Genomic DNA, 25,953 nt, shown 5'->3' with positions numbered 1-25,953 from the left:
CAGGGAAGGGCCGAAACATGACGTTTTGCCGGGTAGAACATCTTCGTGGATGGGCGAAAGCCGCACTGGTTGCGGCCATGACCCTTGCGGCGCCGATGGCTTTTGCCGCCGCCGACATGGGTTACGCGGTCATTCCGACCACCATCATCTATCCCGGCGAAACGATCTCCAGTGCCCAGCTGCAGGAAGTCGAAGTCACCAACCCCAATCTGCAGGGCGATTACGCCAAGTCCATCGGCCAGGTGGATGGCATGATTTCCAAGCGAACGTTGCTTCCCGGCCAGTCGATTTCGATCTCGGCCCTGCGCGAGCCCTATACGGTCACGCGCGGCTCCTCGACCAGGCTGATCTTCACGGTCGGCGCCATGGCAATCTCGGCCGCCGGCTCTCCGCTTGAAGATGGCATGACCGGCCAGATGATCCGTGTGCGCAACATGGACTCCGGCGTGATCGTTAGCGGCACCGTGCTCGCGAACGGCACCATACACGTGGCTGCAAAATGAAGATCCTATTTCGTCTTTTCATCGCACTTGCAATGCTTGCGCCGAACGTCCTGGCTGTCACGCCGGCATCGGCGATGAGCTCGCGCATCAAGGATATTGCGTCGCTGCAATCAGGCCGTGACAACCAGCTGATCGGCTACGGCCTTATCGTCGGTCTCCAGGGGACCGGCGACGGCTTCCGTTCATCGCCCTTCACCGAACAGTCGATGCGCGCGATGCTGCAGAACCTCGGCATCTCCACGCAGGGTGGCCAGTCGAACGCCAAGAACACCGCGGCCGTCATGGTCACCGCCAACCTGCCGCCCTTTGCAAGCCCCGGCAGCCGGCTCGACGTCAACGTCAGCTCGCTGGGTGACGCCACATCGCTGCGCGGCGGAACGCTGATCATGACCTCTTTGTCGGGCGCCGATGGCCAGATCTACGCCGTCGCCCAGGGCTCGGTTGTCGTCTCCGGCTTCACCGCGCAGGGCCAGGCCGCGACCGTGACCGAAGGCGTCACGACTTCCGGTCGCGTGCCGAGCGGCGCCATCATCGAGCGAGAGCTTCCGTCGCGCTTCAAGGATTCGATCAACCTCGTCCTGCAGCTGCGCAATCCGGATTTCTCCACCGCTGTTCGCATCGCCGACGTGGTCAACGGCTACGCGCGCGGCCGCTTTGGCGGCCCCGTCGCCGAGGCGAAGGACGCGCAGGAAGTGATCGTCCAGAAGCCAAGGGAAGCGGATCTTACGCGTCTGATGGCGGATATCGAAAATCTGGCTGTCGAGACCGATACGCCCGCCAAGGTCGTCATCAACGAGCGGACGGGCACGATCGTCATCGGCGCGGATGTCCGCGTCTCACCGGTCGCCGTCAGCTATGGCACGCTCACAGTTCAGGTCAGCGAAACGCCTCAGGTCATTCAGCCCGAGCCCTTCTCGCGCGGCGTCACCGCCGTCCAGCCGCAGACGGATATCACGGCTCAGCAAACGGGCGGCAATGTCGCTCTCATCGACGGGCCTGACCTGAAGACCCTCGTGGCCGGCCTTAACAACATCGGCGTCAAGCCGGATGGCATCATCGCCATTCTGCAGGGCATCAAATCAGCCGGTGCGCTGCAAGCGGAGCTTGTCCTGCAATGACGAAGATCTCTTTCGCGAACATGACGGTTTCGGAGCTGGCGAAACGCCTGGTCCTGCCTACGGCTGCCGTCGTCATGCTGACCATTCCCGGCGCCTTCGCGCAGGAAGCGCGCACCTCGGCAGGTGGCGAGCTTACCTCCGAGGAAGAAATCAAGCAGTTCTGCAGCAACATCGCCGAACCCGCCCGCGAACAGCGATATCTTTTACAGAAGCAGGAACTCGACAAGCTCCGGGCAGACGTCGATAGCCGCATGGCCGAAATGACGAAGCGCCGCGACGAGTATCAGGACTGGCTGAAGCGTCGTAACGACTTCCTGAAGCAGGCCGAGGCCGGGCTGACCGATATCTACAAGAAGATGAAGCCGGACGCCGCGGCGCTGCAGCTTCAGGAAGTGAAGGTCGAAGTGGCGGCCGCCGTGATCATGCGGCTGAACGCCACGCAGTCGAGCCTGATCCTGAACGAGATGGATCCGCAGAAAGCTGCGGTTATCGCCAATATCATCGCCAGCGCGTCCGATCCCAATACGTCGAAGGACCCCTCATGAACAAGCGTTTCCCGGTCGCGATTGCCGCTGTAGCCATTCTGGCCGGCTGCCAATCCCCGCAGGCGATCAACGAGATCGGCCGTGCGCCCGCCATGAGCCCGATCGGCAGCGGTCTTGCCTATGGCCAGACGCAGCAGATGTCGATGTATCCGAAGCAGCCGCGCCAGGTCGCCCAGGGCTATTCGCTCTGGAGTGATTCCAAGGCCGCTCTGTTCAAGGATGCTCGCGCACTCAACGTCGGCGACATCCTGACGGTCAACATCTCGATCAACGACAAGGGCTCGTTCGAAAACAACAGCAAGCGCAGTCGCGAGAACAGCAGCGGGCTGAATTGGGACGCGCAGGCCAACATCCTCGGCTGGAACCCGTCGTCGAAAACCGACGTCACCTATGGCTCCGACACGAGCACGGATGGCAAGGGCAAGATCGAGCGCACCGACAAGCTGAACCTGATGGTCGCGGCCGTCGTCACCGGCATCCTCGAAAACGGCAACCTTGTCGTCAGCGGCTCGCAGGAAGTGCGCCTGAACCAGGAACTGCGCATCTTGAACGTCGCCGGTATCGTGCGTCCGCAGGACGTGACCGCCGACAACGAAATCTCCTACGACAGGATCGCCGAAGCGCGCATTTCCTATGGTGGCCGCGGCCGTCTGATGGAAGTGCAGCAGCCCCCGCGCGGCCAGCAGGCCGTCGATATCCTCTCGCCACTCTAAGGTCCGGCACAATGGCAGACGCAGAAGGCACCGAGGGCCAGCCGAAGAAGAAGTCGGCGATGATGATGACGATCATCGGCCTCGCCGTCCTGACACTCCTTGGCGGCGGCGGTGGCTGGGTCGTCGGCGGCATGATCGCGCCCAGCGTGAAATCCGCGCAGGAGGCCGAACAGCCCGCTGCGGCGGCCGAACAGGCAAAGGCTGGCGAGACCGGGCTCCAGAAGATCTCGACGGAAGCCAACAACGTTGTCCAGCTCGAGCCGATCACCTCGAACCTCGCCTATCCCTCCGAGAACTGGGTGCGTCTCGAAGTGGCGCTGCTGTTCTCCGGCCCGCCGGATGTGAAGCTCGCCGAAGATATCCACCAGGATATCATGGCCTATATCCGGACTGTTTCGCTGCAGCAGATCGAGGGCCCGCGCGGCTTCGAATATCTTAGGGATGACATCCAGGAGCGTGTTGACCTTCGGGCGCAGGGACGCGTATCGAAAGTCATGTTCAGGACCTTCGTCATCGAATGATTCGATTCCTAGTGATCTTGGCTGCCATGATGGCGGTCCCGGAGCTGGCGCATGCGCAGCAGCTCCCGTCGAACCTGCTCAACCTGCCGGTGGACGGTTCGGTTGCGGCATGGATCATCCGCACTTTCGGTCTTTTGACGGTTCTGTCGGTCGCGCCCGGCATCCTGATCATGGTGACGAGCTTTCCGCGCTTCGTCATTGCTTTCTCCATCCTGCGCACCGGCCTCGGCCTCGCCTCCACCCCCTCGAACATGATCCTCTTGTCGCTGTCGCTGTTCATGACCTTCTACGTCATGCAGCCGACCTTCGATCAGGCATGGCGAGATGGCGTTCAGCCGCTCCTGTCGAACCAGATCAATGAGCAACAGGCGGTGGAGCGGATCGCCGAGCCCTTCCGCACCTTCATGACGCGCAACACCCGCGACAAGGATCTGGCGCTCTTCGTCGATCTCGCCCGTGAGCGCGGCCAGACGGTCGATACCGGCGCCACGATCGACTACCGCGTGCTCGTTCCCGCCTTCATGATTTCGGAAATTCGGCGCGGCTTCGAAATCGGTTTCCTCGTCGTCCTTCCCTTCCTCGTCATCGACCTGATCGTCGCCACCATCACCATGGCCATGGGTATGATGATGCTGCCGCCGACATCGATCTCCCTGCCGTTCAAGATACTCTTCTTCGTCCTGATCGACGGCTGGAACCTGCTCGTCGGCAGCCTGGTCCGATCCTTCAACTGAGGCACTGCACGCGGACGACACCGTCCAAGCTTTCAAAACAAAAGGCCGGCGATCAGATCGCCGGCCTTTTGTTTTGATGTTTTAAAAGATCGCGAACCCGTCGCAAGCTGTGTCAGAACGGTGTGGTTCTGGCGGGCAGGGCGGGTACGTCCAGGTGGTCTGGCTCCAGCCCCTGCTTGGCGCGCTCGACTGCCATCTCGTAGGCTGTCTCGAGGTGCCGGCAGAAACGTTCCGCGTCGAACAGCGGTTTGATCATCCTGTTGTCGTCGATCGTCTGCTTGAATTCGGCGATCCGCTCGGGGTTCTCGTAGAGCGCGACAGCCATGTCCTCATAGCCCTGTGCATCATCGGCCACCAGTTCGGGCAGCCCGATCGCGTTCAGCAGGCTCTCGGTCACGCGCGAGGCGAAGTTGGTGCCCTTCAACGTCAGAACGGGCAAGCCGCCCCAGAGCTGCTCCGACGTCGTGGTGTGGCCGTTGTACGGCCAGGTGTCGAGCGCGAGATCGGCCGCCTGCTGCCTGTCGATATGGCTGCGATAATCCGCGTGGCCGCAGAAGACGAGACGCTTGGCTGGAATTCCGCGGCTTTTGAAATATTCGCGAAGATTGGCTTCCGTCTGCTTCGAGACCGCCATCATCCAAAGCACGCTGTTCGGCGCCCGGCGAAGCACGTTGCACCAGACGTCAACCGTTTCCGGCGTGATCTTGCGGCTGGCATTGAACGAGGCGAAGACGAACTTGTCGTCGGGCAGGCCGAATTCGCCGCGGTCCACGAAGCCGGGTGTCGGCCGGTGGAAGGGGTCGTTCGGCTGGTAGGTGTCCGGCAGCCGGATGAATTTCTCATGATAATGCGGGCGCGAGGACTCCGGCAGAACGAACCGGTCGCCGATGATATAGTCGACATCCGTGTTCGTGGCGCTGCCCGGAAAGCCGAGCCAGGAAATCTGGATCGGGGCGGGCCCCTTGTTCAAAACGTGATAGCGCGTCTCGAATGTCGGGCCCTTTAGATCGACCAGAATATCGATCCCGTCGGCCCGCATCCGTTCGGCCATCGCCGCGTCGGATAGATCGCCCACCTCGACAACCCGGCCCCAAAGGCTTCGGTCGAACGTATTGTGCTCCAGGTTCGAGGCGCGCGAATGGCAATAGAGCGTGATGTCGAATCGGTCCCTGTCGTGCAGCTCCAGAACACGGCCCATCAGCTTCATGGTCGCGTGCTGCTCGAAGAGGTCGTTGGAGAGGTAGCCGACGCGGATCTTGTCCGCCCACTGATGCGGTCGTGTGCGTCGTGCGGTGGTCTGCTCGGCCGTCACGGCGTTGTTCATGCTCGACGTCATGCGATTGAGCGCTTCGTCGCCACACCACTGAAGATTATAGAATTCGCTCTCATGGTGCAGGAACGCGGTCTGGCCATTGGCGATCAACTCGTCGATGATCTGCTTGTGCAGCTTGATACTCGTCAGATCGCTGACATGTCTGGCGAACATCAGATAGAGGAAACGCAACGGCACCAGCTTCGGGAAGCGCTTGAACAGGTTGCGGATCAGCAGCGCCTGCGTTTCGTCGCTCGGGTCGTTCTTGAGCAACCGGATGGCAAGCAGCGTGTGGTCACTGTTGCTGCTTTCCGCGAGCACCTTGACGAAGGGGCTGAGCAACTCTTCCTGGCCGCGCTTCTTGTAGATCGAGGCCAGCGCATAGGCGAGCTCCGCATCGAGGCTCTGGTTCAGCATATGCCGCAGGCCAAGTCTGATTGCCTCGTCGTGATTGCCGACCTCGAAATAGAGCAGTGCTGCCTTGCGGGAAAATTCCGATCCGCTTTGTCCAGCCTTCTCGCCGGCCACCGCGAAGGCCATTGCCGCATCGGCTTTCATTCCCAGCTGCAACAGAGTGCGGGCCAAAAGGGCGTAGGTCTTCGCATCCTGCTGTGTTTCGAGCAACGCATTCAGCGTTTCCAGCGACTTGGTATAGCGCCCGCTCTGATAGTCTTTTGATGCTGCGGAAAACGAAACCACACGATTCACGTTCAAACCTCGTTCAGTTCTTTACGCGGCAAACACCAGGTGCCGCCGGCCGGTTTGCCGCGGACCCAATGAGGCCATTATGGCCCAGAATGACACGTGAACCTTGCCTGAGGCAGGAAGCGACAGGGGGACGAGTAACCCCGAAAATGCCGTTAAGCTGTTTAAGTTCTGCTTTAACGACTAGTTAACCATTTGTATTCGTTCGGAAAATGGCGGAGTGCCATTAATTAGTCCGCAAGGTTTTGCTGCGAAAGTCATCCTCGACATGACGGGTTTGGTCCCAATGCAGAATGACCAAGTGGCATGAAGCCGAACCGTCATTGCCGGTACATAAGTCCGGTAATGTCCTCCATTGGTATCGAATTTCGGGGACGGATCCATGACAAGCATTAACACCAACAACTCCGCAATGGCGGCTCTTCAGACGCTGCGTAACGTCAACAACAACCTTTCTGACACCCAGAGCGCTGTGTCGTCGGGTCTGCGCGTTGGCAAGGCTTCTGACAACGCTGCTTACTGGTCGATCGCAACGACCATGAAGTCCGACAACGGCGCTCTTTCGGCCGTTTCCGACGCGCTGGGCATGGGTGCGGCAAAGATCGACACGGCTTACACCGCCGTTCAGAGCTCGATCGACGTCGTAACCGAAATCAAGGCCAAGCTCGTTGCCGCGACTGAAGACGGCGTCGACAAGGGCAAGATCAACGACGAAATCAAGCAGCTCCAGCAGCAGCTGACGAGCATCTCGGCTTCGGCTTCGTTCAACGGCGAAAACTGGGTTTCCAGCTCGGCCGCTGGCAAGACCATGTCGGTCGTTTCGTCCTTCATCCGCACCGCAGGCGGCGTCAGCGTCTCGACGGCCGGCTACACCTCGTCGGCAGACGATCTGCTGTTCGCTGGCGGCACCGGCATTCTCGATCGTGACGGCAGCGGCACGGTCAGCGCGTCGATCTCTGAATTCTCGATCAGCTCTTCCAACACCAAGGGCGACATCGACAGCCTGATCACCGACGCGGAAACCGCTCTCAAGGGCATGACCTCGCTCGGCTCCAAGCTCGGTTCGCTGCAGAAGGGTATCGACCTGCAGAGCGACTTCGTTTCGAAGCTCTCCGATTCGATCGACTCCGGCGTTGGCCGTCTGGTCGATGCGGACATGGAAGAAGAGTCCAGCAAGCTTTCGGCACTGCAGACCCAGCAGCAGCTGGCGATCCAGTCGCTGTCGATCGCGAACTCCTCTTCGCAGAACATCCTCTCGCTCTTCCGTTAATAGCGGAAAACGCAAGACATCTGAAATTCAGTGCGGCCGGGCTTTCCCGGCCGCATTTTTTATTGCGGTACGTTAGCTTCGGCTAAGTCTCGGGTATTTCTTAAATTTCTTCCCGCCGGGTTTAGTGTTTCTTAACCATGTTGCCGTCATATGGGCTCATCGAAACGGTGAGTTGATCAGCAAATGCACGGTCAACAGGCATGACGCTGACCGCCGTTTCCGGTAATAGTCCGGAATGTCCCTTCGTATGAAAAATTGCCGAAAAAGGGGCTTTTTAAAATGACCAGCATTCTCACGAACAATTCCGCAATGGCAGCTCTTCAGACGCTGCGTAGCGTGAACAACAACCTCTCGGACACCCAGAGCGCTGTGTCGTCTGGTCTCCGCGTCGGCAAGGCAGCTGACAACGCTGCTTACTGGTCTATCGCAACGACCATGAAGTCCGACAACGGCGCCCTTTCGGCCGTTTCCGACGCACTGGGCATGGGCGCCGCCAAGGTCGACACGGCCTACACCGCCGTTCAGAGCTCGATCGACGTTGTATCCGAAATCAAGGCCAAGCTCGTTGCCGCGACCGAAGACGGCGTCGACAAGGGCAAGATCAACGACGAAATCAAGCAGCTTCAGCAGCAGCTGAAGAGCATCTCGGCTTCGGCTTCGTTCAACGGCGAAAACTGGGTTTCCAGCTCTGTTGGCCAGACCATGTCGGTCGTCTCCTCCTTCATCCGTACTGCAGGCGGCGTCAGCGTCAGCACCTCGGGCTACTCCGCTCTGGCCGACGATCTGCTCTTCAGCGACGACCAGACCGGCATCCTGGATCGCCCGGGCTCCGGCACGCTCATCACCGACTCGATCTCCGAGTTCTCGATCACCTCGACCGACACCAAGGGTGCGATCGATGAACTGATCACCGACGCGGAAAGCGCTCTGAAGAGCATGACCTCGCTCGGCTCCAAGCTCGGCTCGCTGCAGAAGGGTATCGACCTGCAGACGGACTTCGTTTCGAAGCTCTCCGACTCGATCGACTCCGGCGTTGGCCGTCTGGTCGATGCGGACATGGAAGAAGAGTCCAGCAAGCTTTCGGCACTCCAGACCCAGCAGCAGCTCGCTGTTCAGTCGCTGTCGATCGCCAACTCCTCTTCGCAGAACATCCTCTCGCTGTTCCGCTAAGATCGCCGGCGCCAGGCGCCAGCAAAGGAATACGCCGCCGCTTCGGCGGGTGGTTTTCGAAAGCCGCGCTCTCCGGAGCGCGGCTTTTTTATTGCCGTTAACTTTTTGTTAACCAAACTCATGTCTTGTGGCCATCATTAAACGGTATGTTAACCAAGCTTAAGAAGCGGTTAGCAGGCATGAGGCTGATGAACCGTTCCCGGCGGTAGACCGGGATGTCCCTTTTTAAAAGTTTGCCAACAAGGGGCGCTCTTTTCATGACGAGCATTTTGACCAACGTTGCGGCCATGGCCGCGCTTCAGACACTCCGCGGCATCAACACCAATCTCGAGACGACACAGGGCAATGTGTCTTCCGGATACCGTGTTGCCGAAGCCAAGGACAACGCCGCATACTGGTCGATCGCGACAACGATGCGCTCGGACAACAAGGCTCTCTCGGCCGTTTCCGACGCGCTCGGTCTGGGTGCGGCGAAGGTCGACACCGCCTATGCGGCGATGGACAATGCCATCAACATCGTCAGCGAGATCAAGGCCAAGGTTGTCGCCGCCACCGAAAACGGCGTCGACAAGACGAAGATCCAGGATGAGATCGGCCAGCTCCAGCAGCAGCTGTTGAGCGTCGCGCAGTCCGCCTCCTTCTCGGGCGAGAACTGGGTCGCCGGCAGCGGCACGAAGAGTGTCGTGTCGTCCTTCGTTCGCGGCGCCAATGGCGAGGTTTCGGTTCAGACAACCGACTACAATCTCGATGACAATCCCGATGGCAACGTCCTCTTCGGCATGCAGGCAACCGGCGAGATCGACACCACCACCGGCGTCATCGGCTCTGAGTTCGGTACCTACGGCTCCATCTACAACATGGACATCTCGCAGCTCAGCGTTGAAGATCTGAACACCACGCTCGGCAACGTCGAGACCGGCCTCAGCGCGCTTACCAAGGCGGCATCGCAGCTGGGCTCGATCTCGACCCGCATCGACCTTCAGGACAGCTTCGTTTCCAATCTCAGCGACTCGATCGACTCAGGCGTTGGCCGTCTCGTCGATGCCGACATGGAAGAGGAATCGAGCAGGCTGACGGCGCTCCAGACCCAGCAGCAGCTGGCGATCCAGTCGCTGTCGATCGCCAATTCGAGCGCCCAGAACGTCCTTACGCTGTTCCAGAACTAAGCTGGTCAGCCGGCGTTCCAAACGCCCTGAAGACAATCGTGAAAGCCTTGAAAGCCGTCTCGCAAGACGCGGCTTTCTCTTTGTTTTTGAAAAGAGAATCAAGGTTGCGCGAGGCTTGCGAGACCGTTTGTCGGCTACTTGCGCTGGCTGTAGGCCTTGGTTAACTTCTCTTAAGAATTGATTTGTTTAGCGACGAGCCGATCGGAAAAATCCGGTTGGCGGCATGAAGCCACGCCTGTCGCTGCCGGCGGTCCGGTCTATCCTCTCCTCTACCATAGAGCTCCAAAAATGACCTATCGAATCACCAGCTCCGCCCAGGTAAACGCTCTCGCCGCATTGCGGATCATCAACAAGGAAGCAGCGACCACCCAGCAGCAGGTATCATCGGGCATGCGCGTGGAAACGGCGGCGGATGACGCGACCTACTGGTCCTTTGCGAGCGTTCTGCGCTCCGATGGCAGCTCCATGACCAACATCCACGATGCGCTCGGCGTTGGTGCCTCGAAGGTCGATACCGCCTATACCGCGATGGATAGCCTGATCGATCAGCTGACCAGCATTCGCGCAACGCTTGTCAGCGCCAAGGAAGACGGCGTCGACAAGGAAAAGCTCAACACGACGATCGAGCAGCTCAAGCAGCAGATGCAGACGACGGTTCAGTCGACGAGCATCGCCGGCGAAAACTGGCTGTTCAACCAGGATGCGACGCTGACCACCTCGCGCTCGGTCATTGGCGGCTTCACCCGGGCGCCGACCGGCGAATATCAGCCGCAGAACATCACCTTCCCGGCTGACCAGACCGTCATGATCGACACCAGCAACGCCAATCGCGGCCTGCTGACCAAGACTGTCGACGCAAGCACCTTGAACGACACGGGTTCGACCGCCCCACGCAACTACTATCTGCTCAGTGCCGGATCGGTCACCGGCGCCGATGGCGACGAGATCAAGCTCGACAACAACACCACGACCGAGCAGGTCGATGACATGATGGCTGTTGTCGACAATCTTCTCTCGACGCTGACCACGACCGCGGCCGGCCTCGGCACGATGAGCGCGCGTATCAACGACCGCATCGACTACACCGCCAACATGGCCGATATCATCGAGAAGAATGTCGGTGCGCTTGTCGATACGGACATGGACGAGGCGTCCGTGCGCCAGAAGGCTCTGGAGACCCAGCAGAAGATGGGCGTGCAGGCGGTTTCCATCCTCAATACCGCCGCCAGCAAGGTTCTCGTGCTGCTGCAGTGATTGCGGGCCACGGTTGCGCGCCGCCCCGCGGCGGCGCCCTTCATCTTCGCACAAGTTTGGCCTCCTAGGGTCAGGGACAACGGGCGTGGTGAAAAACCGCGCGAAATATTTGTTTGGTGCAATGTGAGGCGCGGCATGGCGCAGGCTTCTGCTGATACGAGGTGGGTTGAGTGAGCGCGCTGCTGTCTCGTCTGAAAGACTTTGGCGAACCAGCCGTCGTCGCCCCATCCGTGGTCGAAACACCGTTTTCCGACGATTTGGGCGGTTTCGGTGGTTTCGACGACATCGCCCCCGAGCCGGTGGTCGATATCGAGGCGGAGCGCCGTGATGCCAACGCCATGGGCGAGGCCAAGGCGACCGCCGAGCTGACCGAGAAATTCGAGGCTGAAGCGCAGACCGTTGCGCTCGTTCACCAGCGCGAGATCGAAGAGCTTCGCAACAAGTACGAGACCGAGATCGCCGAGCTTGTTTCCTCGCGGATCAAGGCAATCTCCACCGAGGTCGCCGATCTTGTGAGCGCCACGGTCGCACGCACGTTGGCTCCCGTCCTGACCGAAGCGCTCGCCGAAAAGGCTGCCGTCGAACTGGCCGCGCAGCTCCGCGATGCCGTTCTGGAAGGCGAGACCGGCACGATCACGGTCAAGGGCCCGGAAACGCTCTTCAATATATTGAAGAACGAACTCGGCGAGAAGGCGGACCTGCTGCGCCATCATGAAAACGACGACATCGACCTGATCGCCGAGTTTGATGACTCGGTACTCGTAACCCGCATGTCTGCCTGGGCGGCGAGCGTCAAGAAAGTTCTGGAATGAGCGACAGCGAAAATCATCACCACGGCAAGAACGAGGTCATCATCATCAAGCGACATGGTGGTGGCGATCACGATGGTGCCCATGGTGGCGCCTGGAAAATCGCCTATGCCGACTTCATGACCGCGCTGATGGCGTTCTTCCTCGTCATGTGGCTGGTCAATGCCGCCAACGAAGAGACCAAGGCCTCCGTCGCCACCTATTTCAACCCGATCAAGCTCTCGGACGAAAAGCCGACCGAGAAGGGCTTGAAGAAGCCGGTCGACCAGGCCGACGGGCAGGAAAAGGCCGACAGGTCGAAGGAAAAAGAGGACCAGCCGAACCAGGGTGCCGCCGCCGCCAGCGGCGAGGACCAGACCTCGACATCAGGCGACCAGAAGAACTATTCCGAAGCTGACTTCTTCGAGAACCCCTATTCGGTTCTCGCCGAAATCGCCCAGGAAGTGGGCCAGCAGGCCAACGTCAGCGCCAAGGGCGAGGGCGGTGCGGCCGATTCCGGCCCCGCGACCGGCGCCGATGGCGGTGAAGCCTATCGCGATCCTTTCGATCCCGACTTCTGGACGAAGCAGATAGAGGTGACTCGCGCCGACAAGACGCAGCCGGACGATCCGGCCAAGGAGGCGATCGAACTCGCGAAGGCCGAAGACGCAAAGGCTGAGCAGGCCGCAGCCAAGGCCGCTGACGCCGCGAACCCTGAAACGGCGGACAAGACCACCGACAAGACGAATGACAAGACCGCCGACAAGGATGGTATCGCGCCTGACACGCAGACCGCTGAGCAAAAGGCCGTCGAGCAGCAGCAGGAAGCCAAGGATCTTCAGCAGCAGATCGCCCAGCAGATCGGCGGCATCGCCGGCAAGCTGGCCGAAGGTCTGACGGTAACCCCGGCCGAAGGTGGCCTCCTGGTCAGCATCTCCGACCAGAGCGACGATTCCATGTTCAACGTGGGCTCCGCCGTGCCGCGCAGGGAGATGGTCCTTGCAATGCAGAAGATCGGTGAGGTGCTGAAGGCGAAGAACGGCGTCGTGGCCATCCGCGGGCATACTGACGGCCGTCAGTACAAGGGCGAGAACGAGAACTGGCGTCTTTCGATGGATCGCGCCCAGGCCGCCTATTACATGATGGTGCGCGGCGGGCTCGATGAGAAGCGCGTCTCCCAGGTCTCCGGCTTCGCCGACCGCAAGCTGAAGGACGCCGCAGATCCATTCAACGCGTCCAACCGTCGTATCGAAATTCTTCTCCAGGCCGATCAGGGATAATCGATGAAGCGCCGGCAGCACAGGCATCTCCTGCCCCTCGCTTTCAGCCTTGCGCTGACGGCAAGCGGCGTTGTGCGCGCGGAAGAAGCCGCGCCGCTCGCCGCCCACGCCGAGGCGCCAGCTGGACACGCCGAGGCGCCGGCAGGGCATGGCGAGACGCCTGCACCTGCCGAAGCGGAAGCCCCTGCTGCCGCGCATGGTGCTGCAACATCGACGGCCGAGGCGCTGCCTGTTGTGCCGCAGGACGATAGCGGCGACACCGTACCTTACAAGATGCTGCGCTCCCTGCAGTTCGTGCAGGATTCCGTCGTGCTCGGCGACCATTCCGCCAGCGAGATGCAGCGCTTCATGCTCGGCACCATCGACAAGCGCCTGCGCGCCGTCGATCCGGCCGTCTTCGATGACGATCGCAACGTCGATGCCGCATTGATCTACGCCATGAGCGGCGGCAATCCGCAGACGCTGGAATATCTGGTGGCGCGCGACGTCAACGGCTACTTCGACAACCGCGTGACCGACATCCTGCGCAAATATCTGAGCGGCAAGGGTCTTCTCGTCGCCAAGACGCTGGTGGATACCGCCGAGGAATATAAGGACAAGAAGATCGGTCCCTATCTGGCGCTGGTCGGCGGCAACGTCACGATCGCCAAGAGCCCGGAAGAGGCGCTCAAGCTCTACGATCTCGCGCGTCTCAATGCGCCCGGCACGATCATCGAGGAGGCGGCCTTGCGCCGCTCGGTCGCGATCTGCGTCGATAAGGGGCTGGTGGACCAGGGGCTGCAATATTCGCAGCGCTACATCCGCCGCTTCCTGCATTCGCCCTATGCCAGCCAGTTCGCCGATCTCTTCGTCAAGCTGCTGGTCGATCACGATCATGATGTGAAGCCGGATGACGTCATCGGCATCCTGTCCTTCATGGATGAGGCGCGCCAACGGGAAATCTACCTGCGGATCGCGCGTGCCGCAGCGATAGCGGGCAAGGGCGAACTCGCCCGCATGGCCGCCGGCCGCGCCCAGGCCCTGTCGGGCGACAACAACAACGCCTTTGGCGCATTGGCTGATTTCTACGGCGGCATGGCCGCGATCCCGACCGACAAGATCGATACGGCCGCCCGCGATATTTCGACGATCGCTGACAAGGCGCTTTCGCCGCGCGACCAGATCTTGCGGGCCGCTGCGCGGTCGGTGGCCGAGCAGGTGCTTCGGCAACCGGACGCTGCAAGCCTGACGCAAGGCTCTGCTAATACACCAGATGGTCAAGAAGCCAGTTCTGAACAGGCGGCCGAGGGAGGATCGGCCGGAGAGGGGGCGGTGCCCGACGCCATGCCGTCGGCCGGATCGCAATCAGCGGATCTACAGAACGCCGACCCTGCATTCAGCTCATTTGTGACCTCGAGCCGCTCTCAGTTGGATGAGATCGACGGTCTTTTGAACAAGGAAAGCAATTGATATGATGGATATCAGCGTTCCGGCCGGTGCCGCAGATGCTGCCGCAGGCGCGAAAGCCAGCCGGCCGGCCGGCAAGGGCTCGGATACCGAAGGCGGTGGCTTCTCGGACGTTCTGAACAAGGCCAATGCCGGTTCCGATCGCAACCAGGGCGCCAATGCCGATGGCCAACAGCCCTCTGGTACTGCAGATGGCGGCAACGGCGCCGTAGGCCCGGCGCCGCATCGGCAGAACCCGAAAGCTGTAATCGATCTTGGCAATTCAGCCGCACTGGCGCAGGCGGAAGCCGATGCGACGGCGGCCAATGCCGGCAAGGACGCTCAGAAGACGGGCCGGATCGATATCAAGTCGCTGCGCAAGCAGATCGATGATGCTGCAGTCGATGGCACTGCCGAAGACGTGGCCGACAAGATCGCCGCGCCGACATCCAAGGACGACAAGACAGGCAAGCCGGTCAAGACCGAGGCCAAGCCCGGATCAGCCGACGACAATGCTGTCTCGGATGTCCTGAGCATGCTCGGAAACACGCCGGTCGATGGTGCATCGGCCGCCGCTGCCGCACTGTTCGCACAGAAGGCGCAGGATTCTGCGCCCACTGACGCCAAGGACAAGTCTTCCGGCAAGCAGAAAACCAAGGGTGACGCCGTCGCCGATGTCGCCAGCGCCTTGACCTCGGCCAGCGACGCCGCGTCCGACGTGGACATGCCCGGCGCTACCGATGCCGGTGATACGGTAGGCCAGACCTTCCGGCTGACGCGCGCCGACAGCCGTGGCACGTCCATGGACATGCATCTCGGCATCGAGAAGGATGCGGCCGACGTTGGCGGAAAGGCGAATGTCGAGACGGTCACGATCCTCGATTCCCGCCGCTATATCGGCCTTGCGCAGAACACGAATTCCGCGGCCGTCACGGCAGCGATCGCCGGCGACAAGGAATGGGCGCATGCCATGCAGGCATCGTCGTCCCTGTCGAACGCTGCTGAGCTCAGCAGCACCGGCAAGGTCGTCAACACGCTCAAGATCCAGATGAACCCCATCGATCTCGGCCTCGTCACCGCGACGCTGAGGCTGCAGGGCGACACGCTGAACGTCGATCTCAAGGTCGAGACAGCAGCAGCCTACAGGCAGCTCAGGGAAGACCACACGAAGATGCTGGAGTCTCTGCGCAGCCAGGGCTACGCCATCGACGGCGTGAGCGTCAGCATGGCGCCCGTCGCCAACACCGATACCAGCAGCCAGACGAACGCCCAGAGCGGCTCGCAGCAGGGCTCTGCGCAGGGGCAGGGCGGCGAGGCGCGTGAGCGTCAGAATCAAACGGGGCAGCGCAGTGCAGGGGGCTTCAATGTTACAGGTGAGAGCGACGCTACGAGCGCTTCTGCTGGCTCCTCTGGCAGCGGCGGCACTGGCGACGTATACCTCTGACGCGCGGGCGTCCGATGGCGCCTGCGAGCAGGAGATCCAGTCGGCCGCACTGAAGTATGGTATCCCCGAGGGCATCCTCTATTCCGTCGGATTGACCGAAACGGGCCGCAAGGGCTCGCTCTACCCCTATGCCTTGAACATAGAGGGCAAGCCCTTCTTCCCGCCCTCGGAGCGCGACGCGCTGAGGCAGGTGGATACGGCTCACAGGTCGGGCGCGAAGCTGATCGATGTCGGCTGCATGCAGATCAACCAGTTCTACCACGGGGAGAATTTTCGGTCATTGGAGGAGATGTTCGACCCCCGCACCAACGTGGAATACGCCGCACGGTTCCTCAAGAACCTGCACGATCGCCACGAGACCTGGACCATGGCGGTCGCCCGCTACCACGCCGGCCCCAATAATGACCCCGCGCAGAAGCAATATGTCTGCCGCGTCATCGCCAATCTGGTCGCCACGGGCTATGGGAAATGGACTCCCAATGCGAGCAATTTCTGCCGCGGCTAACTCGCCCAAAGATAGCGAAAAAAGAACAAACCGGAAATGTGTCATAATATGGCAAGAATTCGGGCCAATGTGGCAAGGCAAGTCACAATTTAGGACATGTTAACTTTTCCACGAAACTTTTGTGTGCATAATTTTGCCTACCCACTAAATATAGAGCAAATCGGGGGGCAATTCTTAACAACTATTAATTTCCGCCAGTGAGTTCCTACAGCTTGTCCCAGAATCGTGCGATTCGTACCCATAGGTCATCGATGTGCCACAAGTGATTCGGAGGCGGACGAATGATCGTAGTGGTTGATGAGCGTGAGCTCGTGAAGGATGGCTACACTTCCCTTTTTGGTCGAGAAGGTATTCCTTCGACCGGTTTTGATCCAAACGAGTTTGGAGAGTGGGTGCAGACGGCTGCCGATTCGGATATCGCGGCTGTCGAGGCGTTTTTGATTGGCCAGGGACAGCAGACATTCGAGCTGCCGCGCGCCATTCGCGATCGTTCGATGGCACCCGTCATCGCGGTCAGCGACCAGCCCTCGCTCGAAAACACGCTTGCACTTTTTGATTGCGGCGTTGACGACGTTGTTCGCAAGCCGGTTCACCCCCGCGAAATCCTTGCACGCGCAGCGGCCATCCGCCGCCGCCTGAAGGCTATTTCGACGCACACGGATATCGGCGCCATCCGCGTCTTCTCCGATGGCCGCGATCCCGAGATCCACGGCGAAGTCTTCGCACTGCCGCGCCGCGAGCGCCGCATCCTCGAATACCTGATTGCCAACCGCGGTCGCCGCGTCACCAAGACCCAGATCTTCAATGCCATCTACGGGATTTTCGACGAGGAAGTCGAAGAGAACGTCGTTGAAAGCCACATTTCCAAGCTTCGTAAAAAGCTGCGCAAGAAGCTCGGTGTCGACCCGGTCGATTCCAAGCGCTTCCTCGGCTACTGCATTGATTGGGAATAGTTTTTCAACGTCCGCTATGGGCGCAGCGGTCTAGGCTCCGATCTTTCTTCGATCACGCAAATGCCAGACAGCTTCACGCAAGGCCCACCGGATACTCTCAAGCCTACTAAGGGAATCGAGGTTTTCAGATGAGCATTTTCGGCAGCATGAAGACGGCTGTGTCCGGCATGAACGCACAGGCGAACCGCCTCAGCACCGTGGCCGACAATATCGCCAACGTAAACACGTCGGGTTACAAGGCGGTATCGACCGCCTTCTCGTCGCTTGTCCTGCCTTCGAGCTCGGGCAACTACAATTCGGGCGGCGTGCAGACGTCTGTTCGCCAGTCGGTCTCCGCACAGGGCGATATCTCCTACACGACCTCGGGCTACGATCTCGCCATCTCCGGTGACGGCTTCTTCATCGTCCAGAGCCCCGACGGCGTTCCGGTTCTGACCCGCGCCGGCGACTTCACCAAGGACGACGAAGGCAACCTCGTCAACTCCGCCGGCTTCAAGCTGATGGGCTACTCCTACGATTCGGGTGCGCCCGCCGTCGTCGTCAACGGCTTCTCCGGCCTTGTTCCTGTCAACGTCGCCCAGTCCGGGCTGACGGCGATCGCCTCCACGGCTGGTACCTTCGCCGGTAACCTGGATTCTGGCGCCGAAATTGCGACCGGCAACCTGCCGAGCAGCAACACCGCTCCCGTCACCGCTGACACGAAGCAGATCTCGATGGTCGGCTATGACAAGCTCGGCAATACCGTCCAATACGATTTCTACTTCACCAAGACGGACGCCGAGGTGCCGCCGCCTGCAACGGGCGCAGCGAGCACCTGGGAAGTCGCGGTTTACCGCCATTCCGACGCAACGGTCGGTAGCACGACATCCTTCCCCTATTCGACGGACGCCGTCGGCGGTGGCACGATGGAATTCGATGCGTCGGGCAACCTTGTCTCCGGCAACTCGCTTCTGATCGATGACCCGGTGACGACGGGCCAGATCCAGATGGATCTCTCCGGCTTCACGCAGCTCGCTTCCGACTTCTCCGGCAAGGGTACGCCGAACGGCCAGGCTGCAAGCCCGGTCGACAGCGTCTCGATCGGCAAGGATGGCACGGTCTCGGCGAAGTATGCTGACGGCACCTCCAAGCCGCTCTACCGCATTCCGCTGGCAACCGTCGCAAGCCCGGACAACATGACGCTCATGAGCGGCAACGTCTACAGCGCCAACGGCACCTCGGGCGTCACCGTCACGGGCTTCCCGCAGACCAACGGCTTCGGCTCCATCCAGTCGGGTGCGATCGAGAGCTCGAACGTCGACCTCGCCGGCGAACTGACCGAAATGATCGAATCGCAGCGCAGCTACACTGCCAACTCCAAGGTGTTCCAGACGGGGTCCGACATCATGGACGTCCTCGTCAACCTCAAGAGATAAGTAGGGTAACGGGTTAGCCATGTCGCTTACATCAGCACTGAACACCGCGCAGAGCATATTCAACAATACCGGCACTCAGAGCAGCGTCGTATCGAACAATATCTCGAATTCCAGCAACAGCGATTACGTGCGCCGTCAGGCGATGGTCACGACCTCGCTGAACGGTGCGCAGGTTGTAAAGATCAGCAGGGCGCAAGAAGACGCCCTGATGCGGCAGTGGCTGAAGGCAAGCGCCGGTGATAGCGCTCAGCAGACCTTGCTGAGCGGCCTCACCGACCTGAAGTCGGTGCTCGGCGGCAATGATTACGAGACGTCGCCGGCCACCTATCTCTCGACCTTCCAGCAGAAACTCCAAGCTTTCCGCACGTCGCCGAGCAGCGCGATTGCGGCGCAGAGCGCGGTCACCGCGGCGCAGGACGTCACCAACTCGTTGAACGACGCGACCAAGTCGGTCCAGCTTATCCGCCAGAACGCGGACAAGGAGATCTCGACCCAGGTCAACACGCTGAACACGCTGCTCGCGCAGTTCAAGACGGCCAACGACGCGGTCAAGGGCGCGACCGCCAGCGGCGGCAACCCGGCCGATGCGCTGGACGAGCGCGACAAGCTGCTGAAGCAGATTTCCTCGATCGTCGGCGTCAAGACCGCCGATCGCGCCAATGGCGACATGGCGCTCTACACGAATGACGGCACGGTCGTCTTCGACACCATTCCGCGCGCGGTCACCTTCGTGTCGCAGGAAACCTACACGACCGGAACGAAAGGCAACGGCGTCTACATCGACGGCGTGGCGCTCACCAGCGGGCAGGGGTCCACGACCACCGCTCAGGGCAGCCTTCAGTCCCTCCTGCAGATCCGCGACGACGTCGCTCCGACCTTCCAGTCGCAGCTCGATGAAGTTGCAAGGTCGCTGGTGACGATGTTCTCGGAAACCGACGGCGCGACGACCGAGCCGGGTCTCTTCGTTTGGAAGACATCGACGGGCCTCGACGGCGATACGCCGACGACCACGGATGTCATCAACGGCATCGCAGGTACGATTACGGTAAACACAGCGGTAATCACCAGCCAGGGTGGCGATCCGATGAAGCTGCGCGACGGCTCCATCACCGGATTGACCAACCTCAACACGGAAGGCGCGAGCGGTTTCTCCGACAACCTCGATGACCTCTACACCGCGCTGGGCTCGGCACAGACGTTCTCTTCGGACGCCGGCATCTCCTCGAATGTCAGCATCATCAGCTACGCGCAGAATTCGGTCGGCTGGCTCGAACAGATGCGAAGCGACGCAACGACGGCATCGGAAAATACAACCGCTGCCCTCTCGCGCTCAACCGAAGCGTACTCAAATGAGACAGGCGTCAACCTTGACGAGGAACTGACACTGCTGCTTGATATTGAGCAGTCTTACAAGGCGGCGACGAAGATATTGAACGCCGTCAACGAGATGTACCAGTCGCTGCTGGACATTGCGAGGTAAGCCCATGAAAAGTTCATTTATTTCGAGTTCGGCTATTCAAAACGCGATGCGATTGACCATTCGCCAGTCGCAGACCCAGCTCGTCAAATCCTCGCTTGAAGCCACGACCGGTGTCTACGCTGATATCGGTGCCTCGCTGGGCTCGGGTGCCGCCAAGAGCGTGAATTTCAGCGCGGAAGTCACCCGCATCCAGGCGCTGAAGGGCAGCAACTCGGTTGTATCCGGCCGTCTCGAAGCATCCCAGCTTGGTTTGACCAGCATGAAGACGGCGGGCGATGCGCTCGTCTCGAAGCTGACGGCGCTGCAGGGCAGCCAGGACAACACCAGCATCACCGTTGCGATGCAGTCGGCGGGCGATGCGCTGTCGTCGCTGATGGACACCGGCAACTCGATGCTCAACGGCGAATATCTCTTCTCCGGCATCAACACCGATATCCAGCCGCTGACCGACCAGACGGATGCCGCGACCACCGCGATCCAGACCAATCTCGATGCCTGGGCAAGCAGCCTCGGCAAGACCAAGTCCGAACTGACCGGCGACGAGATGGACACGTTCATCTCCAACTTCGTCGAGCCGATGTTCTCGCAGGATACGCTGAATGCGACCTCGACGCCGCTGCCGTTCCCGCCTACGGGCGTTGGCGCGCCGACCCCGCCATTGGCCTACGTGACACCACCGGCATGGGCCGACTGGTCGAGCGCGTCGAACCAGAACATGACGAGCCGGATCAGCAACTCCGAGACCGTCACGTCCTCGACCAATTCGAACTCCGAAGGCATGCGCTACTTCGCGCTCGCGTCCATCACCGTTTCGGCGCTCGCCGGCACCGGCCTCAGTGGCGACGCATTGGCGATGACCACTTCGAAGGCAATCGGCTACGCCGCGCAGGGCACCACCGGCATCGTCACGCAGGCGAGCCAGCTCGGTCTGTCCCAGGAGCGCGTCACGAAGGCCAACGACGCCCTCGATGCGCAGTCCAGCATCATTCAGAACAAGCTCGTCGACCTTCAGGGCGTCGATCAGTCGGAAGCGTCCACACTGGTCAACACCCTGCAGACGCAGCTCGAAACCGCATACACGATCGTTTCAAAGATTCAGCAGTTGAGCCTCGTGAACTACCTCTGATGATCAGCGGTAGAAGTACAAGTACAAAGAAGGATGCATGAATGTATCAGTTCTCTTACGCCGAGGTCATGCAAGACTCGGTGGCCGATGCCAAGGAGCGGGAACGTCAAGTTCTCGACCGGTCCATCGAGCTACTCGCGCTTGCACGCGACAAAGAGAAGTATGGCCGTGAGGCTATCGATGCATTGTTTTACACCCGACGCGTTTGGGTGAGCTTTATCGAAGACCTCAAGCATCCGGACAATCAGCTCGAAGTTCAGTTGCGCGCCAATCTGATCTCGATCGCTATTTGGATCTTGAAAGAAAGCGACCGGATCCGGAAACGGCAGTCGACCAACTTTCAAGGCATTATTGACGTTACCACCATCATCAGGGATGGACTTAAATGAAAAGCACGCTTCGTATCTCGCTAAAAGCCGGGGAAAAGATCTTCATCAACGGTGCGGTTTTGCGCGTCGATCGCAAGGTCGCGCTGGAATTCCTGAATGATGTAACGTTCCTTCTGGAAAACCACGTTCTCCAGCCGGAAGACGCGACAACGCCTCTGCGCCAGCTCTACTTCATCGCGCAGATGATCCTGATCAACCCTGAGGGCAAGGATCAGTCGACGGCAATGTTCCGCAAGTCGGTGACGATGCTTCTGACCTGCTTCAAGAACGAGGAAGTTCTGGCCGAGCTGAAGCGCATCGACGGTCTGGTTTCGACCGGCCGCGCCTTCGACGCTCTCAAGGCCATCCGCGGTCTCTACGTTATCGAGGACAACATTCTGAACAACCAGGAAATGCACCCTGCAATGGTTGAGCAGATTCGCAAGGAGATCGCACCATGGCGGTAGGCGCAACCGGTTCCGCGACAACGACGCAGAACACCTCATCGACGACGTCGACCGCTCAGCAGAAGGCGACGCTCAACTACGACAACTTCCTGCAGCTCCTCATCGCCCAGATGAAGAACCAGGACCCGACGGAACCCGTCGATGCCAGCCAGCAGATGGCGCAGCTCGCCAGCTTCTCGCAGGTCGAGCAGACGATCCAGACCAACACCAAGCTGGACACGCTTCTGGCAAGCTCGAGCCTGACGCAGGCCAGCAGCTACGTCGGCAAGTACATGACCAGCGCCGATGGCTCCGTCGCCGGCACCGTCGATTCTGTAAAAGTGTATTCCGACGGAATTATCGCGACGACCACCGATGGGAAGAGTATTCTTGTCCAGGCGGGAATCACTGTCGCCGATAAGGCACCGGCTTCGACCACGACCGGTAGCTGATCGACAAGAAACTGAACGACGGTCCGGCCGGGTTGCGGACGGACCGAAAGGCGATATGAGGTTGCCTGGATGAATGAAGCTGACGCACTCGATCTGTTCCAGGCGGCGATCTGGACGGTTCTCGTTTCCGCCGGGCCGGCCGTGGCCGCGGCGATGATCGTCGGTCTCGTCATCGCGCTGTTCCAGGCGCTGACCCAGGTCCAGGAAGCAACGCTCACCTTCGTCCCGAAGATCGTCGCTGTTCTGGTGACGATCGGCATTTCCGCTCCCTTCGTCGGCTCGCAGATCTCGATCTTCACCAATCTCGTCTTCTCGCGCATCCAATCCGGCTTCTGAGCCACCCTCGCGCAAGCTTCGCCATTTAACTATCGATCCGAATTCTGGGCATCATGCCCGTACATCTCATGACGAGACGGAATCGATATGGCGCAACCACCCGCACTCCCCCTTCCGAAAGCCGGCCCCAGCCTGCGTGACGTTGGCTTTGCCCTTGGCATTGTCGTCATCATCTGCGTGCTCTTCCTGCCGATCCCGCCGTTCCTCATCGACATGGGCCTGGCGTTCTCGATCGCGCTGTCCGTGCTGATCCTGATGGTCGCGTTGTGGATCCAGAAGCCGCTCGAGTTCTCGTCCTTCCCGACCATCCTGCTGATCGCCACGATGACGCGCCTGTCGCTGAACATCGCGACGACCCGCGTCATTCTCTCGCACGGCAACGAAGGCCACGATGCGGCGGGCGGCGTCATCGCCGGCTTCGCGAGCCTTGTGATGTCGGGCGATTTCGTCATCGGTCTGATCGTCTTCCTGATCCTGATTACCATCAACTTCATCGTCATCACCAAGGGTGCCACCCGTATCGCGGAAGTCGGCGCCCGCTTCACCCTCGACGCCATCCCCGGCAAGCAGATGTCGATCGACGCCGATCTCTCGGCCGGCATCATCGACGAGCGCGAGGCGCAGCGCCGCCGTAAGGAACTCGAAGAGGAAAGCTCCTTCTTCGGTGCCATGGACGGTGCGTCCAAGTTCGTGCGCGGCGACGCCATCGCCGGCCTCCTGATCACCGCCATCAACGTCTTCGGCGGCATCATCATCGGCTACTTCCGCCACGGCATGCCGATCGGCGAAGCGGCTGACGTCTTCGTCAAGCTCTCTGTCGGCGACGGTCTGGTATCGCAGATGCCGGCCCTCATCATCTCGCTGGCCGCCGGCCTTCTCGTTTCGCGCGGCGGCACCGTCGGCTCGACCGACAAGGCCGTTGTCGATCAGCTGAGCGGCTATCCGCGCGCGCTGTCGGTCTCCGCGGTACTGATGATCGTGCTTGGCCTCATGCCCGGCCTGCCGTTCATCCCGTTCATGTTCCTCGGTGGCGTTCTCGCCTTCGGCGCCTGGTTCATCCCGCGTCAGATCGATGCGGAAAACAAGATCCTGCGCGAGCAGGAAGAAAAGAAGGTCGTCGAGAACAAAGAACTGGAGAAGGACTCGGTCAAATCAGTGCTGCGCACCTCGGAAATCGAGCTGGCACTTGGCAAGATGGTCTCCTCGCGCCTTCTCGGCGCCCACCAGGAACTCGCCTTCCGCGTCGGCAAGATGCGCAAGAAGTTCGCGACCCAGTACGGCTTCGTCGTTCCGGAGATCAAGGTCACCGACGACATCGCCATCACCGAGAAGTCCTACCAGATCCGCATCCACGGCACGACGGTCGCCTCGAACGAGTTGCGCGTCGGCGAAGTCCTCGTCGTCACCGGCTCCGGCCGCAAGCCGCGCGTGCCGGGCGACGAGATCCGCGAACCCGCTTTCGGCATGCCGGCCGTCTCCGTACTCGAGGCATTCACGGAAGATCTGAAGCGCGAAGGCTTCCAGCCGATCGACAACGTCTCCGTCGTCCTGACCCACATGAGCGAAGTCATCCGCAACAACCTGCCGGCGCTTCTCTCCTACAAGGACCTCAAGGTTCTGATCGATCGTCTCGATCCCGAGTATAAGAAGCTTGCCGACGAGATCTGCTCCTCGCACATGTCCTATTCGGGCCTGCAGGCCGTGCTGAAGCTGCTGCTTGCCGAGCGCGTCTCGATCCGTAACCTGCATCTCATCCTCGAAGCCGTGGCCGAACTTGCGCCGCATGTCCGCAAGACCGAGCAGATCGTCGAGCACGTTCGCGTGCGCATGTCGCAGCAGCTCTGCGGCGACCTTGCCGACAACGGCGTGCTTCGCGTGCTGCGCCTCGGCAGCAAGTGGGACCTCGCCTTCCACCAGGCGCTGAAGCGCGACAACAAGGGCGAAGTCGTCGAATTCGACATCGATCCGCGCATGCTGGAGGAGTTCAGCGAGCAGGCGAGCAAAGTTATCCGTGAATTCATGGATCGCGGCCTGCCTTTCGCCCTTGTCACCTCGCCGGAAACACGGTCCTATGTGCGCATGATCATCGAACGCCTGTTCGCCACGCTCCCGGTTCTCTCGCATGTGGAACTGGCAAAGGGCATCGAGATAAAGATTCTAGGCTCTATTTCATGATAACTGACCCGCAAGGGACCGTGTTGGCACTCTTTCTGATCTTCTGCAGGATCGGTGGCTGTGTGCTGACAATGCCGGGTTTTTCCTCGGCGCGTATCCCTTCGATCTTGCGGGTCTTCATCGCCGGCGCGCTGTCGCTGGCAATCATGCCGGTGCTCTGGGACACGGTCTATCCGGCCGTCCGTACCTCGAACGCGACCTATATCGGCTTCATCTTCAGCGAATCGCTGATCGGCGTGATGTTCGGCATGCTGGCCCGCCTCTATACGCTGGGCCTCCAGTTCGCCGCCAACATCGCCGCCATGATGATCGGCTATACCCAGCCGAGCGCCGCCGATATCTTCGAAGAAGGCCAGGAAAGCGCCATCGCGGGCTTCATCATCTTCGCCGGCATGATGATTCTCTTCATGATGGACTTCCATCACATCGTCTTCAGGGCCCTGATCGATTCCTACACATCGATGCCGTTTGGCGGCGCCATGCAGATGCGCGCCACGCTGATCTCGTTCGCCGACACGCTGTCGACCACGACATTCATCATGCTGCGCCTCGCAAGCCCGTTCCTGATCTACGGCCTGCTGTTCAACGTCGCGATCGGTTTCATCAACAAGCTGGCGCCGCAGATCCCTGTTTACTTCATCTCCACGCCTTATCTGCTGTTCGGCGGCCTCTTCCTGTTCTATTTCGCCGTCGCGGCGATGATCAGCCAGTTCGGCCAGTCGTTCACCAGCGTGTTTATCGGGCAGTAG

26 protein-coding genes are annotated in these 25,953 nt (G+C 60.5%); 25 read left to right on the top strand and 1 reads right to left on the bottom strand.

Translation table 11 applies throughout. The features are described 5' to 3' along the window. Positions 1-17 precede the first annotated feature (17 nt). The 6 genes from flgA to fliP are packed head-to-tail and all read left to right on the top strand — an operon-like array spanning position 18 to position 4,134. Complete coding sequence (gene flgA, locus ACODTZ_RS26705) at positions 18-503, top strand: flagellar basal body P-ring formation chaperone FlgA (RefSeq protein ID WP_489029366.1); 486 nt, start codon at positions 18-20, stop codon at positions 501-503. After that, complete coding sequence (locus tag ACODTZ_RS26700; protein WP_112979858.1) at positions 500-1,621, top strand: flagellar basal body P-ring protein FlgI; 1,122 nt, start codon at positions 500-502, stop codon at positions 1,619-1,621. Before flgA ends, ACODTZ_RS26700 begins: the two co-directional genes overlap by 4 nt. After that, on the top strand, positions 1,618-2,166 hold the full coding sequence (locus tag ACODTZ_RS26695; protein WP_489029364.1) for a MotE family protein: 549 nt from the start codon (positions 1,618-1,620) through the stop codon (positions 2,164-2,166). Before ACODTZ_RS26700 ends, ACODTZ_RS26695 begins: the two co-directional genes overlap by 4 nt. Next, on the top strand, positions 2,163-2,879 hold the full coding sequence (gene flgH / locus ACODTZ_RS26690; protein WP_047507417.1) for a flagellar basal body L-ring protein FlgH: 717 nt from the start codon (positions 2,163-2,165) through the stop codon (positions 2,877-2,879). The genes ACODTZ_RS26695 and flgH overlap by 4 nt, the downstream gene beginning before the upstream one ends. A gap of 11 nt (positions 2,880-2,890) precedes the next feature. After that, a complete protein-coding gene (locus ACODTZ_RS26685) occupies positions 2,891-3,400 on the top strand; it encodes a flagellar basal body-associated FliL family protein (RefSeq protein ID WP_047507419.1) in 510 nt (169 codons plus the stop codon). After that, positions 3,397-4,134, top strand: coding sequence for a flagellar type III secretion system pore protein FliP (fliP, locus tag ACODTZ_RS26680; protein WP_047507422.1), 738 nt, complete (start codon positions 3,397-3,399; stop codon positions 4,132-4,134). The genes ACODTZ_RS26685 and fliP overlap by 4 nt, the downstream gene beginning before the upstream one ends. 112 nt (positions 4,135-4,246) lie before the next feature. Here fliP and ACODTZ_RS26675 read toward each other — a convergent pair whose 3' ends face one another. Beyond that, the gene (locus tag ACODTZ_RS26675) at positions 4,247-6,154 is read right to left on the bottom strand and encodes an O-linked N-acetylglucosamine transferase, SPINDLY family protein (protein ID WP_489029362.1); all 1,908 of its coding nucleotides are present in this window, start codon (positions 6,152-6,154) and stop codon (positions 4,247-4,249) included. A gap of 379 nt (positions 6,155-6,533) precedes the next feature. Between ACODTZ_RS26675 and ACODTZ_RS26670 the strand changes: the two genes are divergently transcribed. The 19 genes from ACODTZ_RS26670 (at position 6,534) to fliR (ending at position 25,953) form a co-directional block, all read left to right on the top strand. Then, positions 6,534-7,421 (top strand): flagellin N-terminal helical domain-containing protein, encoded by an 888-nt coding sequence (locus ACODTZ_RS26670; protein ID WP_047507425.1) that lies wholly within the window; start codon positions 6,534-6,536, stop codon positions 7,419-7,421. A gap of 279 nt (positions 7,422-7,700) precedes the next feature. After that, positions 7,701-8,591, top strand: a complete 891-nt coding sequence (locus ACODTZ_RS26665) for a flagellin N-terminal helical domain-containing protein (protein WP_047507428.1) — start codon at positions 7,701-7,703, stop codon at positions 8,589-8,591. Between the two features lie 257 nt (positions 8,592-8,848). Beyond that, the gene (locus ACODTZ_RS26660; protein WP_047507430.1) at positions 8,849-9,757 is read left to right on the top strand and encodes a flagellin N-terminal helical domain-containing protein; all 909 of its coding nucleotides are present in this window, start codon (positions 8,849-8,851) and stop codon (positions 9,755-9,757) included. Between the two features lie 288 nt (positions 9,758-10,045). Beyond that, a complete protein-coding gene (locus ACODTZ_RS26655; protein ID WP_181459214.1) occupies positions 10,046-11,011 on the top strand; it encodes a flagellin N-terminal helical domain-containing protein in 966 nt (321 codons plus the stop codon). A gap of 170 nt (positions 11,012-11,181) precedes the next feature. Beyond that, a complete protein-coding gene (locus tag ACODTZ_RS26650) occupies positions 11,182-11,823 on the top strand; it encodes a hypothetical protein (protein WP_112979859.1) in 642 nt (213 codons plus the stop codon). After that, positions 11,820-13,079 (top strand): MotB family protein, encoded by a 1,260-nt coding sequence (locus ACODTZ_RS26645; RefSeq protein ID WP_489029358.1) that lies wholly within the window; start codon positions 11,820-11,822, stop codon positions 13,077-13,079. Before ACODTZ_RS26650 ends, ACODTZ_RS26645 begins: the two co-directional genes overlap by 4 nt. A gap of 3 nt (positions 13,080-13,082) precedes the next feature. Further along, positions 13,083-14,528: a chemotaxis protein MotC gene (gene motC, locus ACODTZ_RS26640; protein WP_489029356.1), complete on the top strand. Its 1,446-nt coding sequence runs from the start codon at positions 13,083-13,085 to the stop codon at positions 14,526-14,528. A 1-nt stretch (position 14,529) separates the two neighbouring features. Next, positions 14,530-15,948: a flagellar hook-length control protein FliK gene (gene fliK / locus ACODTZ_RS26635; protein WP_489029354.1), complete on the top strand. Its 1,419-nt coding sequence runs from the start codon at positions 14,530-14,532 to the stop codon at positions 15,946-15,948. After that, positions 15,869-16,453 (top strand): lytic transglycosylase domain-containing protein, encoded by a 585-nt coding sequence (locus ACODTZ_RS26630; RefSeq protein WP_047507442.1) that lies wholly within the window; start codon positions 15,869-15,871, stop codon positions 16,451-16,453. The genes fliK and ACODTZ_RS26630 overlap by 80 nt, the downstream gene beginning before the upstream one ends. Before the next feature lie 281 nt (positions 16,454-16,734). Beyond that, entirely contained in the window at positions 16,735-17,406 is a 672-nt protein-coding gene (gene rem, locus ACODTZ_RS26625) for a transcriptional activator Rem (RefSeq protein WP_018898445.1), read from the top strand. A gap of 128 nt (positions 17,407-17,534) precedes the next feature. Next, positions 17,535-18,821 (top strand): flagellar hook protein FlgE, encoded by a 1,287-nt coding sequence (locus ACODTZ_RS26620; protein ID WP_047507444.1) that lies wholly within the window; start codon positions 17,535-17,537, stop codon positions 18,819-18,821. 19 nt (positions 18,822-18,840) lie between these two features. Continuing rightward, the gene (gene flgK, locus ACODTZ_RS26615) at positions 18,841-20,301 is read left to right on the top strand and encodes a flagellar hook-associated protein FlgK (protein WP_047507446.1); all 1,461 of its coding nucleotides are present in this window, start codon (positions 18,841-18,843) and stop codon (positions 20,299-20,301) included. Positions 20,302-20,305: 4 nt separating this feature from the next. Then, a complete protein-coding gene (locus ACODTZ_RS26610) occupies positions 20,306-21,427 on the top strand; it encodes a flagellar hook-associated family protein (RefSeq protein ID WP_081992980.1) in 1,122 nt (373 codons plus the stop codon). A gap of 41 nt (positions 21,428-21,468) precedes the next feature. Then, on the top strand, positions 21,469-21,816 hold the full coding sequence (gene flaF / locus ACODTZ_RS26605; RefSeq protein ID WP_047507449.1) for a flagellar biosynthesis regulator FlaF: 348 nt from the start codon (positions 21,469-21,471) through the stop codon (positions 21,814-21,816). Next, the gene (gene flbT / locus ACODTZ_RS26600) at positions 21,813-22,262 is read left to right on the top strand and encodes a flagellar biosynthesis repressor FlbT (protein ID WP_018898450.1); all 450 of its coding nucleotides are present in this window, start codon (positions 21,813-21,815) and stop codon (positions 22,260-22,262) included. Before flaF ends, flbT begins: the two co-directional genes overlap by 4 nt. Then, complete coding sequence (gene flgD, locus ACODTZ_RS26595) at positions 22,253-22,693, top strand: flagellar hook assembly protein FlgD (protein ID WP_047507450.1); 441 nt, start codon at positions 22,253-22,255, stop codon at positions 22,691-22,693. The genes flbT and flgD overlap by 10 nt, the downstream gene beginning before the upstream one ends. Positions 22,694-22,762: 69 nt before the next feature. Next, on the top strand, positions 22,763-23,029 hold the full coding sequence (gene fliQ, locus ACODTZ_RS26590; RefSeq protein WP_018898452.1) for a flagellar biosynthesis protein FliQ: 267 nt from the start codon (positions 22,763-22,765) through the stop codon (positions 23,027-23,029). A gap of 87 nt (positions 23,030-23,116) precedes the next feature. Further along, positions 23,117-25,204 carry a flagellar biosynthesis protein FlhA gene (gene flhA / locus ACODTZ_RS26585; protein ID WP_018898453.1) on the top strand — a complete coding sequence of 696 codons (2,088 nt, stop codon included), beginning with the start codon at positions 23,117-23,119 and terminating at the stop codon, positions 25,202-25,204. After that, positions 25,201-25,953, top strand: a complete 753-nt coding sequence (gene fliR / locus ACODTZ_RS26580; protein WP_209232716.1) for a flagellar biosynthetic protein FliR — start codon at positions 25,201-25,203, stop codon at positions 25,951-25,953. Before flhA ends, fliR begins: the two co-directional genes overlap by 4 nt.

It is taken from the genome of Rhizobium sp. FG113, from assembly GCF_057809895.1.
This window is presented reverse-complemented; position numbering and strand designations above follow the sequence as displayed.

Bases quoted from the DNA above. Each gene is read 5' to 3' on its own strand.
- flgA (WP_489029366.1), top strand. From the start codon at position 18: ATGACGTTTTGCCGGGTAGAACATCTTCGTGGATGGGCGAAAGCCGCA.
- ACODTZ_RS26700 (WP_112979858.1), top strand. From the start codon at position 500: ATGAAGATCCTATTTCGTCTTTTCATCGCACTTGCAATGCTTGCGCCG.
- ACODTZ_RS26695 (WP_489029364.1), top strand. From the start codon at position 1,618: ATGACGAAGATCTCTTTCGCGAACATGACGGTTTCGGAGCTGGCGAAA.
- flgH (WP_047507417.1), top strand. From the start codon at position 2,163: ATGAACAAGCGTTTCCCGGTCGCGATTGCCGCTGTAGCCATTCTGGCC.
- ACODTZ_RS26685 (WP_047507419.1), top strand. From the start codon at position 2,891: ATGGCAGACGCAGAAGGCACCGAGGGCCAGCCGAAGAAGAAGTCGGCG.
- fliP (WP_047507422.1), top strand. From the start codon at position 3,397: ATGATTCGATTCCTAGTGATCTTGGCTGCCATGATGGCGGTCCCGGAG.
- ACODTZ_RS26670 (WP_047507425.1), top strand. From the start codon at position 6,534: ATGACAAGCATTAACACCAACAACTCCGCAATGGCGGCTCTTCAGACG.
- ACODTZ_RS26665 (WP_047507428.1), top strand. From the start codon at position 7,701: ATGACCAGCATTCTCACGAACAATTCCGCAATGGCAGCTCTTCAGACG.
- ACODTZ_RS26660 (WP_047507430.1), top strand. From the start codon at position 8,849: ATGACGAGCATTTTGACCAACGTTGCGGCCATGGCCGCGCTTCAGACA.
- ACODTZ_RS26655 (WP_181459214.1), top strand. From the start codon at position 10,046: ATGACCTATCGAATCACCAGCTCCGCCCAGGTAAACGCTCTCGCCGCA.
- ACODTZ_RS26645 (WP_489029358.1), top strand. From the start codon at position 11,820: ATGAGCGACAGCGAAAATCATCACCACGGCAAGAACGAGGTCATCATC.
- motC (WP_489029356.1), top strand. From the start codon at position 13,083: ATGAAGCGCCGGCAGCACAGGCATCTCCTGCCCCTCGCTTTCAGCCTT.
- fliK (WP_489029354.1), top strand. From the start codon at position 14,530: ATGATGGATATCAGCGTTCCGGCCGGTGCCGCAGATGCTGCCGCAGGC.
- ACODTZ_RS26630 (WP_047507442.1), top strand. From the start codon at position 15,869: ATGTTACAGGTGAGAGCGACGCTACGAGCGCTTCTGCTGGCTCCTCTG.
- rem (WP_018898445.1), top strand. From the start codon at position 16,735: ATGATCGTAGTGGTTGATGAGCGTGAGCTCGTGAAGGATGGCTACACT.
- ACODTZ_RS26620 (WP_047507444.1), top strand. From the start codon at position 17,535: ATGAGCATTTTCGGCAGCATGAAGACGGCTGTGTCCGGCATGAACGCA.
- flgK (WP_047507446.1), top strand. From the start codon at position 18,841: ATGTCGCTTACATCAGCACTGAACACCGCGCAGAGCATATTCAACAAT.
- ACODTZ_RS26610 (WP_081992980.1), top strand. From the start codon at position 20,306: ATGAAAAGTTCATTTATTTCGAGTTCGGCTATTCAAAACGCGATGCGA.
- flaF (WP_047507449.1), top strand. From the start codon at position 21,469: ATGTATCAGTTCTCTTACGCCGAGGTCATGCAAGACTCGGTGGCCGAT.
- flbT (WP_018898450.1), top strand. From the start codon at position 21,813: ATGAAAAGCACGCTTCGTATCTCGCTAAAAGCCGGGGAAAAGATCTTC.
- flgD (WP_047507450.1), top strand. From the start codon at position 22,253: ATGGCGGTAGGCGCAACCGGTTCCGCGACAACGACGCAGAACACCTCA.
- fliQ (WP_018898452.1), top strand. From the start codon at position 22,763: ATGAATGAAGCTGACGCACTCGATCTGTTCCAGGCGGCGATCTGGACG.
- flhA (WP_018898453.1), top strand. From the start codon at position 23,117: ATGGCGCAACCACCCGCACTCCCCCTTCCGAAAGCCGGCCCCAGCCTG.
- fliR (WP_209232716.1), top strand. From the start codon at position 25,201: ATGATAACTGACCCGCAAGGGACCGTGTTGGCACTCTTTCTGATCTTC.